Genomic DNA, 13,948 nt, shown 5'->3' with positions numbered 1-13,948 from the left:
CTTAGAACACGTTCTACTTCAAGGCGGCCCGTCATCGTGGCAGCCCGAGGATCCGCTCGGCCGCGGCGTTCTTGAGGATCTGCGTGGTGCCGCCCGCGATCGACAGACAGCGGTTGAGGAGCAGCAACTCGGTGGCCCGGGTGGCGGCGAGGGCGTCGACCCCGAGCAGGTCGGTGGCGAATTCCGGCACCGACTGGCGATGGACCACACCGATCAGCTTCCGGACGCTGGAGATCGCCCCCGGATCGGTCCCGGAGAGTCGTTGCACCACGGCGCGGGCATCGAGCGCCCGCCCGATGTGCGCATCGGCGACGATCCGCCCCAACTCGCCCAGCACGTCCGGCGGCAGCTCGCACCCGTCGATCTGCCGCAGCAACGCGTCGACCTCCTTGCCGAGACCGGCCCCGCCCATCGCCACGCGCTCATTGGCGAGCGTCGTGCGCGCCAGCCGCCAGCCCTCGCCGGGCGCGCCGACCACCAGCGCGTCGGGCACGAACACCCCGTCCAGGAAGACCTCGTTGAACATCGCCCGGCCGGTCAATTCGCGCAGCGGCCGGATCTCGATGCCCGGACTGCTCATATCGACCAGGAAGTAGCTGATGCCCTTGTGCTTCGCGACGTCGTGATCAGTACGCGCCAGGCACACCGCCCACTGGGAGAAATGCGCTTCCGAGGTCCACACCTTCTGGCCGGACAGCAGCCAGCCGCCGTCGACCCGCTCGGCGCGGGTGCGCAGCGACGCCAGGTCCGAACCGGCCTCGGGCTCGGAGAACAGCTGACACCACCGGATCTCACCGGCCAGCGTCGGTCCGACGAAGCGCTCACGCTGCTCGTCGGTGCCGTGTTCCAGGATCGTCGGCAGCGCCCAGCCCGCGATCACCAGATCGGGCCGGGTCACCCCGACACGATCCAGTTCGGCGTCGATCAGCAGTTGCAGCGCGGGATCGGCACCCAGCCCGTACGGCGGCCGCCAGTGCGGCACCAGGAACCCGGTGCGCGCGAGTTCCACGCGCCGGCGATCCTCGGGCGCGGCGGCGATCGTCTCGGCCGTCGCCGCGATCTCCAGCCGTCGCGCCTCCGCCGCCGCCAGATCGAGCGTGAACTCCCGGCGGAGGCCGTCCCGGGCGAGAGCGGCCAGCTCGGCGCGCTGCACCGACCCCTGTCCGAGCAGCATCCGCGCGGCCAGGGCCGAGCGCAGCGACAGGTGAGCGTCGTGCTCGAAGGTGAAACCGATGCCGCCGAGGATCTGGATCGCGTCTTTCGCGGTCGCCGGGGCCAGGTCGGCGGTCAGGACCGCGGCGGCCAGCCGGCTGAACCGGACCTGTTCCCGCCGGGCCGCGTCGGCGCCCGGGCGCACCAGGTCGTCGAGTGCGGCCGCGAGATCCCACGCCGCGGCACCGAGCTGCTCGCTGCGGCACAGCATGTCGGCCGCGAGGTGCTTCACCGCCTGGAACGAGCCGATCGGCGCACCGAACTGAGTGCGGACCTTGGCGTAGTCGACCGCCGTATCCAGCACATGTCGTGCGACGCCCGCCTGATAGGCGACGACCCCGAGAGTCAGCACCGCGAAGAACAGTTCACCGTCCGCCAGTTCGGTCAGCCGCGCGTCGTCGACGCCGTCGATCCGGATGCGCCGTGGCACGGCGGTGCCGTCGAGCGGCCCCGGCATCTCGGTGACCGCCACGGACGTCGCCGGCGCGTCGATCAGCCACCAGCGCGGCCGGTCGTCCCCGAAGTCCAGCGGTGCGGCGATCAGCGCGTCGCCGGTCCAGCCCGGCACCGGCCCGAGGTCCACGCCGCCACCCGTCACCCGCAGCGGCAGGCCCGCCGCGACCGCCGTCGCCGGGACCACGACCGGCCGGGTCCCGGCGATCAGTTCCGCGGCGATCGGGGAGCCCTGCCGGGCGGCGACGAAGGCCGCGGCGACGGTCGGCGCCAGGGGTCCCGGCACCAGCGCGGCCCCGCACGCCTCGAGCATCACCGCGACGTCACCGAGGCCGCCGCCCGCTCCCCCGCACTCGTCGGGGACCGCCGCCCCGAACACGCCGAGGTCGCCGATCTCGGTCCACCACGCGCGCCACGATGCCTCGCCGGTGTCGAGATCGGACCGCACCGCCGCGGCGGTGCCGCGCGATTGCGCCCACGCCGCCAACGCCTGGGTCACGGCCGTCTGCTCGGCCGAGGTGGCGATCATCACGGCTCTCCTTCGCGTTTACGCTTGTTCCCGGCAATTAGAACCTGTTCTAATCAGGTTAGGGTTACAACGAATACCCGAGGAAAGCAAAGGACGCTACCCATGGCCGCTTCCGGACCCAGCAACGCCGACACCACCGCCCCGGCTCCGCCGGCCGGAACGCCGACGTCGGGTGCCGAGGTCGGCTCCGCCGCCCAGCGCGAACGACGCCGCCGCATCCTGGACGCGACACTCGCACTGGCCTCCAAGGGCGGCTACGACGCCGTGCAGATGCGCACCGTCGCCGACAAGGCCGAGGTGGCCGTCGGCACCCTGTACCGCTACTTCCCGTCCAAGGTGCACCTGCTGGTCACCGCACTGGCGCGCGAACTGGAACGCGTCGAGGGCCGGGTGGACCGTACCCAGCTGCCCGGCGACACCCCGATCGAGCGACTCGGCAACGTCCTCGACATGATCACCTACGCCATGCAGCGCGACCCGCTGCTCACCGAGGCCATGACCCGCGCCTTCATGTTCGCCGACGCATCGGCCGCCGGCGAGGTGGACCGGGTGGCGACCACCATCGACCGGCTGCTGGCCGGCGCGATGCTCGACCCCGCCGATCCCACCGTGGAGCCGACCGAGAACGAACTCGCGATCGCCCGGGTGATCTCGGACGTGTGGATGTCAAACCTCGTGCAGTGGCTCACCCGCCGCGCCTCGGCGACCGATGTGACCAATCGCATGGCTCAGACGGTGCGTCTGCTGCTCGATCACTGACGCACGAATACGGGTTCTGGGGCCTCCACCGGTAACGTGTTGCCACATGGATTCGTCTGCTGACACGCGGCCCGAGGCACCGGCCGCGACCCCGCAGGACAAGCCGCGCAAGAAGGACAAACACCTCTATCAGATCGACTTCGTCCGGCTGGTCACCTTCGCCGGCGTCGTTCTCGATCACGTCATTCTCGCGATCGCGCCCTACACCGAGCTCATCGCCCAGGGCGTCGGCCTGCTGCTGCGCTACACGCGCTACTGCTTCTTCGCCCTCACCGGCTTCGTCCTGACCTACCAGTACCGGCACCGTGAGCTGCACGCGCCGACGTTCTGGCGGCGGCGGTTCAAGCTGATCGGGCTCCCCTTCGTCACGTGGTCGCTCTTCTACTGGGTGTACAACCGCTGGCGCCGCGGCGGCTGGGGCGACGTGTGGGCCGCGTTCGACGGCCCGCACGCGGCGCTTACCGCGGGCAAGTCGATCGCCTACGACCTGATCACTGGGCACGCCGCCTACCACCTGTACTTCCTGTCGGTGAGCATGCAGATCTACGTGGTCTTCCCGGCCGTGCTCTGGGTGCTCCGCCGCACCAACGGCTACCACCGCTATCTGCTCGCCGTCTCGGGCATCTTCCACCTCTGGCTGCTGTACCACATGGTCCGGCCGGCGCTGGACATCTTCACCCACGGCCCCCTGGGCCTGCTGTGGCGTTACCTCGGCATCACCTTGCTGCCGTACCAGTTCTTCGTCCTGGCCGGCTGTCTCGCGGCCTTCCACTTCGAGGCGTTCAGCGCCTTCATGAAGCGCTGGCGCTGGCCGCTCTCGGTGATCGCGCTGATCACCATCGCCGCGACCCTGGCCTACTACGCCGATCAGGTGATGGGCCTCGGCGGGAAGCTGACCGCCGAGGACGTCTTCCGCGCCACCAACGTGTTCATGGTGCACAACGCCTTCGCCTTCATCGGCATCATCGTGCTCCTGTGGACCGGCGGCGTGATCTGGCAGACGCGCCGTCGTCCCGGTTCCACCGCCGACAGCCTGATGGCCAAGGCCGCCGACCGTTCGTTCGCGATCTACCTGGCCCACGTGGTGGCGATCTTCGCGGTCACCCCGCAGTTCCTGAGCGCCAAGGTGGGGATCGGCTGGATGATCGTGCCGATGTACCTGGTGGTCTGTGCCCTGACGCTCTTCCTCGTCGAGGTGCTGCGTCTGAGCCCGATCAGCCTCATCACCACCGGCCGCAACCGGCTCGACTGGCGCAAGCAGAATCCGGGCAAGCAGCTGGTCGTGGCCTGCGCGTCGATCATCATCGGCGTCGTGATTCAGCAGACCCTCGGTTACGGCATCGGCACCTACCTCGCCGGGACCGGCATCCTGCTGCTGATCGGCGCTTCCGCGGTGCTCTACAAGCAGCGCACCTCGGGCATGGTCGACGCCGCCTGACCCGACCACGCTGGCGTCTCTCCACCGTCCCGCCGGAACGGGACGGCGCGGGCGATACCTGACCAGCACGGTCCAGGTCCGCCAGCCGGATGGAGGAACGCCCGCGTCATCCGGCCGCGACCGGGCGGGGCGACGCGCCGCGGAGGCCGAGCGCGTCGAGCCAGCCGATCAGCAGCGACACCACCTCGCCCCGTTCGAGCATGCCCCAGTTCCAGCGCACCACCGTCAGGCCCAGGCGCCGCAGCGCCAGTTCCCGGCGCTTTTCGGCGGCCATCGTCGTCTCGGCCGACTCGCCGGGCCGCAGCAGCTCGTCGTCCCGCCGAATCTGGACTCAGCTGGCCATACCTGACCAGCGGCGTCCAAGTCCGCCAGCGGGAGGGAAGAACACCAGCGCGTTCAGCGCAGGGCGCGGATCACTTCGTCGGCCATCGCCCGCTTGCCCGCGGCGTTCGGGTGGAACGGCATGGGCTGGCCGTAGCCGCGGACCCACGGGTCCGCGGAGCAGATCGTGTGCTTGGCCCCGTCGGCCTCGGTGCGGACCACCTGGGCGCCGGAGGCCTGCGCGGCCCGGGCGGTCGCGTCGGCCAGCCGGGTGCCGACGTCAGCGGTCTCGGCCACCTGCCACGGCTCCATCGGCAGCCGGTCGCACCAGCCCTCGTTCACCGAGACCACCGGCAGGTAGTCGACCAGCACCACGCGGGCCTCGGGGGCGCGGGTGTGAACCGCGCGCACCACATCGATCAGCGACCGCTCCACCGACTGGTACCGGTCGGGCATCGGGAAGGCCGACGGCCAGTTGATCGAGTTGCAGTACTTGCCGAGCGGCGGGAGGTACAGGCCGACCGCGAGGTTGGCGCACACCATGTTCGCGATCCGCCCGATGTAGCCGACGTCGTTCCCGCCGACGGTGACCGTCACCAGCGAGGTGTCCGGGGTCACCGCGTCGATCTGCGGGGCCCGATCGTGATGTTTGGGCGACGGCCGAAGAATGTCCTCGGTCACCGCGCCCGAGCAGGTCGCGTCGACCAGCTTCATGTTCAGTGCGCGCGCCACCTGCCGCGGGTAGTTGTCGGAGGTCTGCCCGCAGCGCCCGACCGGGTGCCCTTCACCGGGGCCGGCGGCGAACGAACTGCCGAGCGCGACGTACTTGGCCTTGACGTGCTTGGCCTTCGGCACCACCGGACCGGCCTCGGCGGACCCGGAATTGGATTCGGCCAGCATCACCCCGGCGATCACCACCGCGACCACTGCCAGAGCAGCGATCAGGGCGGCCGCCAGGCGGCCCGAGGGGATTGCACGCATGGGATCTAGTTTTCCACACTCAACCTGAGAATCACCGTTTCAGACGCTGGCGTGCTCCGCCGCTGTGGGCAGGTCCACACGCCGCGACGCGACGACCGCGGTCAGCGTCGCGATGACGCCCAGCAGCGCGAAGCCGAAGATGCACCAGAGCCCCCAGGCCGCCATCTCGAAGGCGTGCGGATACGGGAAGTCCGGCGCCGGATCGAAGGCGATCCTCGGGTTGGACAGGAAGAAGCAGACGCCGGCCAGCGCGATCACCGCCGCGGCCGCGCTGATCCCGGCGAACGGCTGCTCCATCACACCGAAGAACAGGGCGAGCCCGCTCACGACCAGCACTCCGCCGAGCACGATCGTCCACACCGAGAGATCGACACCGCTGTCGCGCAGACCCCAGCCGCTCTCGACCACCTGCGCCAGGCCCGGGGAGGTCGACGGCGGCAGGAACCGCAGCCACGGCAAGAAGGTGAAGACCACCATTCCCGCACCCGCGAGCACGGTCACGGCGGCAGCGAATCGGCGTTCAGACATGGTGTACAGAATAGGACAAACGCGCGTCAGCGCCGATTCAGGTCCCGCTCGATGGACGGCCACGTGGTGTACAGATCCTGCTCCCAGTACTGCCACGAGTGCGTGCCCGTCGGCCGGAGGATCACCGTGTCGTCGACCTTGGCGCGCGCCAGCGCGTCCGCCATCTGCACCGTGCAGCTGTGCACGCTCGCCTCGATGGCGCCGCCGGTCACGAGCTGATCGGCCAGCACCGCCGCGTCGCCGTTGATGAGCCGCGCACCGAGGGTGTCGAACTCGCCGGGCAGACCGGTTCCGCTGGCCAGATACACCTTGGTGCCGCGGAGCTTCGCCGCGTTCAGGTACGGGTCGTTGGCCTTCCAGCCGGGGCCGTCGAGCGGGCCCCACATGTTGGTGACGTCGCCGCGCCCGCGATCCTCGACGACCGTCCTGATGTACGCCTGCCCCAGCCCGTCGCTGGTCCGGCCGCAGCCGCTGTACGACGCCGCCGCGCGGTACAGCTTCGGCGCGGCGATCGCGAGGTTCAGCACCGAGGTGCCCGCCATCGAGATGCCGGCGATCGCGTTGGTCCCGGTGCTGCCCAGCTGCTTGTCGAGCAGCGGCGGCAACTCCTTGGTCAGGAAGGTCTGCCACTTGTTACGGCCGAGCACCGGATCGTCCTTGACCCAGTCGGTGTAGTAGCTGAACGCGCCGCCGATCGGGGTCACCACGTTGACGTGCTTGTCGGCGAAGAATTTGACGTAGTCGGTCTTGACCTGCCAGGTCGCGTCGTCCTCGCCGCCGCCGGCACCGTTCAGCAGATACAGGATCGGCGCCGGCTTCGATACGTCGCGCGGTCGCAGGACGGTCAGCGGGATGTTCCGGTCCATCGCCGCCGAGTAGACGACGATCGTCTCCTGCTGCGGGCCGGCCGGGCTCACCGCGACGATGTGCGACGACGCCGCGGAATCCTGCGGCGGGACGCTCGGAGCCGGGGCGGCCGGGGACGGCGCGGGCTGCGGATCCGCCGACGCGACACCCGGGGCCGCGAGCATCGCCGCCGCCGCTATCGCCAACGCCGTTCGGGTTGCCGCGCGCATAGAAGACTCCTGTCACACTAGTAACAACAATCACAAGCGTAACAGGAGCGAGGCCCCGACAGACATGCTGTCGGGGCCTCGCACTGGGGCTTCGACGGGCTCAGCCGTCGTCAGGACGGCTCAGCCGTCGTGGGACGACCTCAGCCGTCGTCGGGACGGCTCAGCCGGCTTCGCCCTCCACGGCCTTGGCCAGCTCGACCGGGTTGTCCGGCACCTCGCGCGGACGCTCGGTTCCGGTGAAGGTGAACTTGGCGTCCTCGCCGTCGTCCTCGCCGTCCCAGCCTTCGACGTCGACCAGGATGATCTGACCGGCGCCGATCTCGTTGAACAGGATCTTCTCGGACAGCTGGTCCTCGATCTCCCGCTGGATGGTGCGACGCAGCGGGCGCGCACCGAGCACCGGATCGAAACCGCGCTTGGCGAGGAGGTTCTTGGCCTTCTCGGTCAGCTCCAGCTCCATGTCCTTGGTCCGCAGCTGCTGCTCCACGCGGCCGATCATCAGGTCGACCATCGCGATGATCTCGTCCTGCGTCAGCTGGTGGAAGACGATGACGTCGTCGATGCGGTTCAGGAACTCCGGACGGAAGTGCTTCTTCAGCTCGTCGTTGACCTTCAGCTTCATCCGCTCGTAGTTGGAGCCGCTGCCGTCGTCCTTGCTGAAGCCCATGCCCACGGCCTTGGAGATGTCCCTGGTGCCGAGGTTCGAGGTGAAGATCAGCACGGTGTTCTTGAAGTCGACCGTGCGGCCCTGGCCGTCGGTGAGACGGCCGTCCTCGAGCACCTGCAACAGGGTGTTATAGATCTCCGGGTGGGCCTTCTCGATCTCGTCGAACAGGACCACCGAGAACGGCTTGCGGCGCACCTTCTCGGTTAGCTGACCGCCCTCGTCGTAGCCGACGTACCCGGGAGGGGCACCGAACAGCCGCGACGCGGTGAAGCGGTCGTGGAACTCGCCCATGTCGATCTGGATGAGCGCGTCGTCCTCGCCGAACAGGAAGTTCGCCAGGGCCTTGGACAGCTCGGTCTTACCCACACCGGACGGGCCGGCGAAGATGAATGAGCCGGACGGGCGCTTGGGGTCCTTCAGACCGGCGCGGGTGCGACGGATCGCCCGCGAGACCGCCTTGACGGCGTCCTCCTGGCCGATGATCCGCTTGTGCAGCTCGTCCTCCATGCGGAGCAGACGGGTGGTCTCCTCCTCGGTGAGCTTGAACACCGGGATGCCGGTCCAGTTGCCCAGCACCTCGGCGATCTCCTCGTCGTCCACCTCGGCGACGACGTCGAGGTCACCGGCACGCCACTGCTTCTCGCGCTCGGAGCGCTCGGAGATGAGCTGCTTCTCCTTGTCGCGGAGGCTGGCGGCCTTCTCGAAGTCCTGCGCGTCGATCGCGGACTCCTTCTCCTTGCGGGCGTCGGCGATCCGGTCGTCGAACTCGCGCAGGTCCGGCGGCGCGGTCATCCGGCGGATGCGCATGCGCGCGCCCGCCTCGTCGATGAGGTCGATCGCCTTGTCCGGCAGGAAGCGGTCGTTGATGTAACGGTCGGCCAGGGTGGCCGCGGCAACCAGGGCCGCGTCGCTGATCGACACCTTGTGGTGCTGCTCGTAACGATCGCGCAGGCCCTTGAGGATCTCGATGGTGTGCTCCACCGAGGGCTCGCCCACCTGGACCGGCTGGAAACGACGCTCCAGCGCGGCGTCCTTCTCGATGTACTTGCGGTACTCGTCGAGCGTGGTGGCGCCGATGGTCTGCAGCTCACCGCGGGCCAACTTCGGCTTCAGGATCGACGCGGCGTCGATCGCACCCTCCGCGGCACCGGCCCCGACCAGCTGGTGCAGCTCGTCGATGAACAGGATGATGTCGCCGCGGGTGTTGATCTCCTTGAGCACCTTCTTCAGGCGCTCCTCGAAGTCACCGCGGTAGCGGCTGCCGGCCACCAGCGAACCGAGGTCCAGGGTGTACAGCTGCTTGTCCTTGAGCGTCTCCGGGACGTTGCCGGAGACGATCGCCTGCGCCAGGCCCTCGACGACGGCGGTCTTGCCGACGCCGGGCTCGCCGATCAGCACGGGGTTGTTCTTGGTGCGGCGGCTCAGCACCTGCATGACCCGCTCGATCTCTTTCTCGCGCCCGATGACCGGGTCGAGTTTGCCCTCACCGGCGGCCGCGGTCAGGTTGCGGCCGAACTGGTCGAGGACGAGCGAGGTCGACGGGGTGCCCGAATCGGACGACCGCCCGCCGGTGCCCGCGGCCTCCGGCTCCTTGCCCTGGTAGCCGGACAGCAGCTGGATCACCTGCTGGCGCACGCTGTTGAGGTCGGCGCCCAGCTTCACCAGAACCTGGGCGGCGACGCCCTCGCCCTCGCGGATCAGGCCGAGCAGGATGTGCTCGGTGCCGATGTAGTTGTGGCCGAGCTGCAGCGCCTCGCGGAGGCTCAGCTCGAGCACCTTCTTGGCGCGCGGGGTGAAGGGGATGTGCCCGGACGGCGCCTGCTGCCCCTGGCCGATGATCTCCTCGACCTGGCTGCGGACGGCCTCCAGCGAGATGCCCAGCGACTCCAGCGCCTTGGCGGCGACACCCTCACCCTCGTGGATCAGGCCCAGGAGGATGTGCTCGGTGCCGATGTAGTTGTGATTGAGCATCCGCGCTTCTTCCTGCGCCAGGACGACAACCCGGCGTGCGCGGTCGGTGAACCGTTCGAACATTGTTCTCCCTATGTATTGCTGGCTCCGGTGTTGCATGCCCCGGATGAGAAAGCACGGCAGCGAGCCCTTGCTTCCACTGTAGTGTCTGCTGGACTCAACGCCTCGTGCCGGAGCGATGTTCCCGGGCGGGTACGCCACAAGCGAACGCCGTGACAGACTGTTCGCCATGTCACGCGCGGAACTCAACCGGGGCCGGTTCGGCGGGATGGCGGCGCTCGGCGTCGTCGGCGCGTTCGCGCTGGTGGCCGCCGCCGGGGTGGTCATGTCCGGTTCCCCGCCCCCCGGATACACCGGTGGCGACGGCGTGCTCCGCGCTTACCCGCACGCCCCGGCCGCGTCGTGGACCATCGACGACTCCGGGATGCCCGGGTACGGCGGCACCGGCCAGGTCGCCGTCGCCGGAACCGCCGGGGACGACTGGCTGATCTCCTATCCGTCCGATCTCGGCCGGTCGTTCCTGCTGGTCGACGCCACCACCGGGAAGCCGCGCTGGCCCGGCCCGGTGAACGCCGGTCTCGGCGACTGCGCCGTCAACGACGCGCAGCAGGTCGGCTGCGCCGTCCGCCTCGGCGGGGTTCCCGACGGCTTCTATCTGGTCGACGACGACGGCCACCCGCAGCGGACCGGCCCCCTCGACGGGACCGCGACGGTCACCGCCGTCGGCGACGACTTCCTCCGCGTCGACCAGCTCGGCTACCGCGCGAGCCTGCGCACCGCCGACGGCACCCTTCGCTGGCGCCGCGACTTCAGCGGCACGCCCAAGCCGCGGATGGCCGACGGTCTGCTGGTGGTGGACACCACCGACGGCCGGTCGGCGGTGCTCGACGCCACGACCGGCGCCGTCGAACTCGACTGCGCCGACTGCTCGTTCGACGTCTACCCGCGGGGCGTGCTCGCCGAGGTCACCGCGCCCGGCCACGAATCGGTGTCGGTGTACCCGCGCGACGAGAACGGGCCGGCCCGCACGCCGGTGCGCACGGCGCAGGGCATGCGGGTGGTGCCCGGACCGTCGACGCTGCCGGTACTCACTGGGGCCGGATCGAGTCAGGTACTCGCCTCGTCGGGCTACTACGAGGTGATCGACCCGCACACCGGCACGGGCTGGCACATCGCCGACCCGGAGCTGTCCAAGACCACCCAGCCGTGCGGACCGCTGGTCGCCATGCGCAAGAAGGACCACTCGCGGGTCTTCTACACGCTCGCCGACGGCGACGCCCTGGGCGTCGTGCCGCCGCCGGACTACCTGGACCCGTCCCGCAACCTCGACTACCTGTCGTGCGTGGGCGCCGACCACGCCACCGCGGTGTTCGCCGCCCCGGACGCCCTCACCGCGTACGACGCCGCCACCGGCCGGGTCGCCTGGCAGCGCGACATCAACGGCCAGGCGAGCGTGGTCGACGGCTACCTGGTGCTGGTCGAGGGCACCGAGATCACCAAGCTCGCCCCGAACTGATTCCGGAGTACGAGAGTCATCCCTGGTCAAGGGGGTCGTTTCGACACGGACTCGGCTAGCGCCTCGCCCGGCTCAACGGGCTGTCATGGGGGCCGCGCCGGCAGGGCGGCCTGTCATGGGTGCCGCGCCGGCAGGGCGGGCTGTCGTGAGTGCCGCGCCGGCAGGGCGGGCTGTCGTGAGTGCCGCGCCGGCAGGGCGGGCTGTCGTGAGTGCCGCGCCGGCAGGGCGGGTTGTCGTGGGTGCCGCGCCGGGGGCGGGCTGTTACAGCCGGCTGCCGTGGGTTCGGCGCCGGAAGGAGTCCCTAGCGCGCGAGGAAGGCCTGCAGCGCCGCGGAGTACATCGGGACGTCGGCGGCGGCCATCAGTTCACGACACGAATGCATCGCCAGTTGCGGGGCGCCGACGTCGACGGTGCGCAGACCCGTGCGGGTGGCGGTGAGCGGGCCGATCGTGGAGCCGCACGGCAGGTCGGCGCGGTGCACATACCGCTGCAGCGGCACGCCCGCGGTACGACACGCCAGCGCGAACTCGGCCTCGCCGATCGCGTCGGAGGCGTAGCGGAGGTTCTGGTTCACCTTGAGCACCGGGCCGCCGCCGAGGTCGATCCGGTGGCCGGGTTCGTGCCGCTCGGGATAGTTGGGGTGGGTGCCGTGCGCCATGTCGCCAGAGACGTGCAGGCTCGACGCCATCACCCGCAGGAAGTCGTCGCGGGTGCCGCCCAGCGCGCCGACCAGCCGCTCGCACACGGTCACCAGGAAGTCCGAGGCCGCACCGCGTTCGGAACCCGAACCGACCTCCTCATGGTCGAACAGCGCCAGCATCGGGATGCCCGAGCCCGGCGCCGCGGCGAGCAGCGCCCGCAGACCCGCGTAGCAGGTGGTCTGATTGTCCAGCCGCGGTGCGCTGAGCAGTTCGCGGTCGGTGCCGATCAGCCGCGAGGGCGTCACGTCGTGCGTCATCAGTTCCCAGCCCAGGACGCTGCCGGGCACCAGGCCGGCACGCTCGGCCACCCACTCGACGATCGGCCGCGAGTCGGCGATGCCGCGCACCGCGTCGACGTGCCGCTGCGGGTCGAGCTGCACGCCCTTGCGGTCCTCGGACAGGTGGATCGCCAGTTGCGGCACCCGCAGGATCGGCTCGTCGATGGTCACCAGGGCGTGTCTCACCGCGCCGCCGTCGTCGTAGGCGAGACGGCCGGAGAGTCCGAGGTCGCGGTCGAGCCACGAATTCAGCCACGCGCCGCCGTACGGTTCGAGCGCGACGGTCGCAAGAGACTCGCTGCGCCGGTCCGGGTGCTGCTTGAGCCGCAGGTTCGGGCTGTCGGTGTGGCCGCCGACGATCCACAGCGGCGCGTCGTGCCCGGCAACGCCGTCGGCGTTCCACGCGATCAGCGACCCGCCGCGGATCACGTACCGGCGTCCCGCCGCTTCGTCGAACGCCTCCGTCTCGTACAACCGGCGGTATCCGGCGGTCTCCAGTTCCGCGGCGACGCTCGCGCAGACCGCGAACGGGGAGGGCGAGGCGTCGATGAAGGCGCCCAGCCCCTCGGCGGTGGCGGAGGTGGCGATCATCGCGTCAGACCGCGGCGAGCACCGAATCGATGGCCGAGTAGAACAGGCCGAGGCCGTCGTCGCTGGGGCCGGTCAGCGCCTCGACGGAGTGCTCCGGGTGCGGCATGAGACCCACCACGCGGCCGTTCTCGCTGGCCACGCCCGCGATGTCGAGCTGGCTGCCGTTCGGATTGTCCCCGGCGTAGGTGAAGACGATGCGACCCTCGCCTTTGAGTTCTTCGAGCTTGCGCTCGGAGGCGACGTAACGGCCCTCCCCCGACTTGAGCGGGATCAGGATCTCCGCGCCCTCGTCGTAGCGGGTGGTCCACGCGGTCTGGTTGTTCTCCACGCGCAGCCACTGGTCGCGGCAGATGAAGTGCAGGCCCTCGTTGCGGGTCAGCGCGCCCGGGAGCAGCCCGGCCTCGCAGAGGATCTGGAAGCCGTTGCAGATGCCGAGTACCGGCAGGCCGCGCTGCGCCGCCGCGATCACCTCGCCCATCACCGGGGCGAACTTGGCGATCGCGCCGCAGCGCAGGTAGTCGCCGTAGGAGAAGCCGCCGGGGACGACCACGGCGTCGACGCCCTTCAGGTCGGCGTCGCCGTGCCAGAGGCTGACCGCTTCGGCACCGGCCAGCTTCGCGGCGCGAGCCGCGTCGACGTCGTCGAGCGTGCCCGGGAAGGTGATGACTCCGATACGCGCGCTCATGTCAGTCCGCCACGCGGTGAACGGCGAAGTTCTCGATCACCGTGTTGGTGAGCAGTTCCTCGGCGATGCGCTCCAGAGCGGCGTCGTCGACGGTGTCGTCGACCTCCAGCTCGAACCGCTTGCCCTGCCGGACATCGGCGACCCCGGCGAAGCCGAGGCGCCCGAGCGCTCCGACGATCGCCTGCCCCTGCGGGTCCAGGATCTCGGCCTTGGGCATCACATCGACAACTACACGCGCCATG

The 13,948-nt window shown here is 70.0% G+C and carries 12 protein-coding genes; 3 read left to right on the top strand and 9 right to left on the bottom strand.

Features of this window, described 5'->3' with window-relative positions; genetic code table 11:
* Positions 1-31: 31 nt before the first annotated feature.
* Positions 32-2,197, bottom strand: a complete 2,166-nt coding sequence (locus MYK68_RS03145) for an acyl-CoA dehydrogenase family protein (RefSeq protein ID WP_247866275.1) — start codon at positions 2,195-2,197, stop codon at positions 32-34.
* A 99-nt stretch (positions 2,198-2,296) separates the two neighbouring features.
* Between MYK68_RS03145 and kstR the strand changes: the two genes are divergently transcribed.
* Positions 2,297-2,953 (top strand): cholesterol catabolism transcriptional regulator KstR, encoded by a 657-nt coding sequence (gene kstR, locus MYK68_RS03140; protein ID WP_247866274.1) that lies wholly within the window; start codon positions 2,297-2,299, stop codon positions 2,951-2,953.
* 46 nt (positions 2,954-2,999) lie between these two features.
* On the top strand, positions 3,000-4,391 hold the full coding sequence (locus tag MYK68_RS03135; RefSeq protein ID WP_247866273.1) for an acyltransferase: 1,392 nt from the start codon (positions 3,000-3,002) through the stop codon (positions 4,389-4,391).
* Between the two features lie 106 nt (positions 4,392-4,497).
* Here MYK68_RS03135 and MYK68_RS03130 read toward each other — a convergent pair whose 3' ends face one another.
* From MYK68_RS03130 to MYK68_RS03110, 5 genes are all read right to left on the bottom strand, one after another.
* A complete protein-coding gene (locus tag MYK68_RS03130; RefSeq protein ID WP_247866272.1) occupies positions 4,498-4,665 on the bottom strand; it encodes a hypothetical protein in 168 nt (55 codons plus the stop codon).
* Positions 4,666-4,787: 122 nt separating this feature from the next.
* Positions 4,788-5,693: an SGNH/GDSL hydrolase family protein gene (locus tag MYK68_RS03125; protein WP_247866271.1), complete on the bottom strand. Its 906-nt coding sequence runs from the start codon at positions 5,691-5,693 to the stop codon at positions 4,788-4,790.
* A gap of 39 nt (positions 5,694-5,732) precedes the next feature.
* Positions 5,733-6,221 carry a hypothetical protein gene (locus MYK68_RS03120; RefSeq protein WP_247866270.1) on the bottom strand — a complete coding sequence of 163 codons (489 nt, stop codon included), beginning with the start codon at positions 6,219-6,221 and terminating at the stop codon, positions 5,733-5,735.
* Between the two features lie 26 nt (positions 6,222-6,247).
* Complete coding sequence (locus MYK68_RS03115) at positions 6,248-7,297, bottom strand: alpha/beta hydrolase (RefSeq protein ID WP_247866269.1); 1,050 nt, start codon at positions 7,295-7,297, stop codon at positions 6,248-6,250.
* Positions 7,298-7,457: 160 nt separating this feature from the next.
* Positions 7,458-9,998: an ATP-dependent Clp protease ATP-binding subunit gene (locus tag MYK68_RS03110; RefSeq protein WP_247866268.1), complete on the bottom strand. Its 2,541-nt coding sequence runs from the start codon at positions 9,996-9,998 to the stop codon at positions 7,458-7,460.
* A gap of 166 nt (positions 9,999-10,164) precedes the next feature.
* Between MYK68_RS03110 and MYK68_RS03105 the strand changes: the two genes are divergently transcribed.
* Positions 10,165-11,451 carry an outer membrane protein assembly factor BamB family protein gene (locus MYK68_RS03105; protein ID WP_247866267.1) on the top strand — a complete coding sequence of 429 codons (1,287 nt, stop codon included), beginning with the start codon at positions 10,165-10,167 and terminating at the stop codon, positions 11,449-11,451.
* 301 nt (positions 11,452-11,752) lie between these two features.
* On the opposite strand, the gene MYK68_RS03100 is transcribed toward MYK68_RS03105, so the two are convergent.
* The 3 genes from MYK68_RS03100 to purS are packed head-to-tail and all read right to left on the bottom strand — an operon-like array spanning position 11,753 to position 13,947.
* On the bottom strand, positions 11,753-13,021 hold the full coding sequence (locus tag MYK68_RS03100) for a M18 family aminopeptidase (RefSeq protein ID WP_247866266.1): 1,269 nt from the start codon (positions 13,019-13,021) through the stop codon (positions 11,753-11,755).
* A 4-nt stretch (positions 13,022-13,025) separates the two neighbouring features.
* Entirely contained in the window at positions 13,026-13,706 is a 681-nt protein-coding gene (gene purQ / locus MYK68_RS03095) for a phosphoribosylformylglycinamidine synthase subunit PurQ (RefSeq protein WP_247866265.1), read from the bottom strand.
* A gap of 1 nt (position 13,707) precedes the next feature.
* On the bottom strand, positions 13,708-13,947 hold the full coding sequence (gene purS, locus MYK68_RS03090; protein WP_024332555.1) for a phosphoribosylformylglycinamidine synthase subunit PurS: 240 nt from the start codon (positions 13,945-13,947) through the stop codon (positions 13,708-13,710).
* Position 13,948 lies beyond the last annotated feature (1 nt).

The organism is Gordonia sp. PP30, from assembly GCF_023100845.1.
Lineage (GTDB): Bacteria > Actinomycetota > Actinomycetes > Mycobacteriales > Mycobacteriaceae > Gordonia.
Note: the sequence above shows the minus strand (reverse complement) of the source record. Positions and strands in the feature narration are given on the sequence as shown.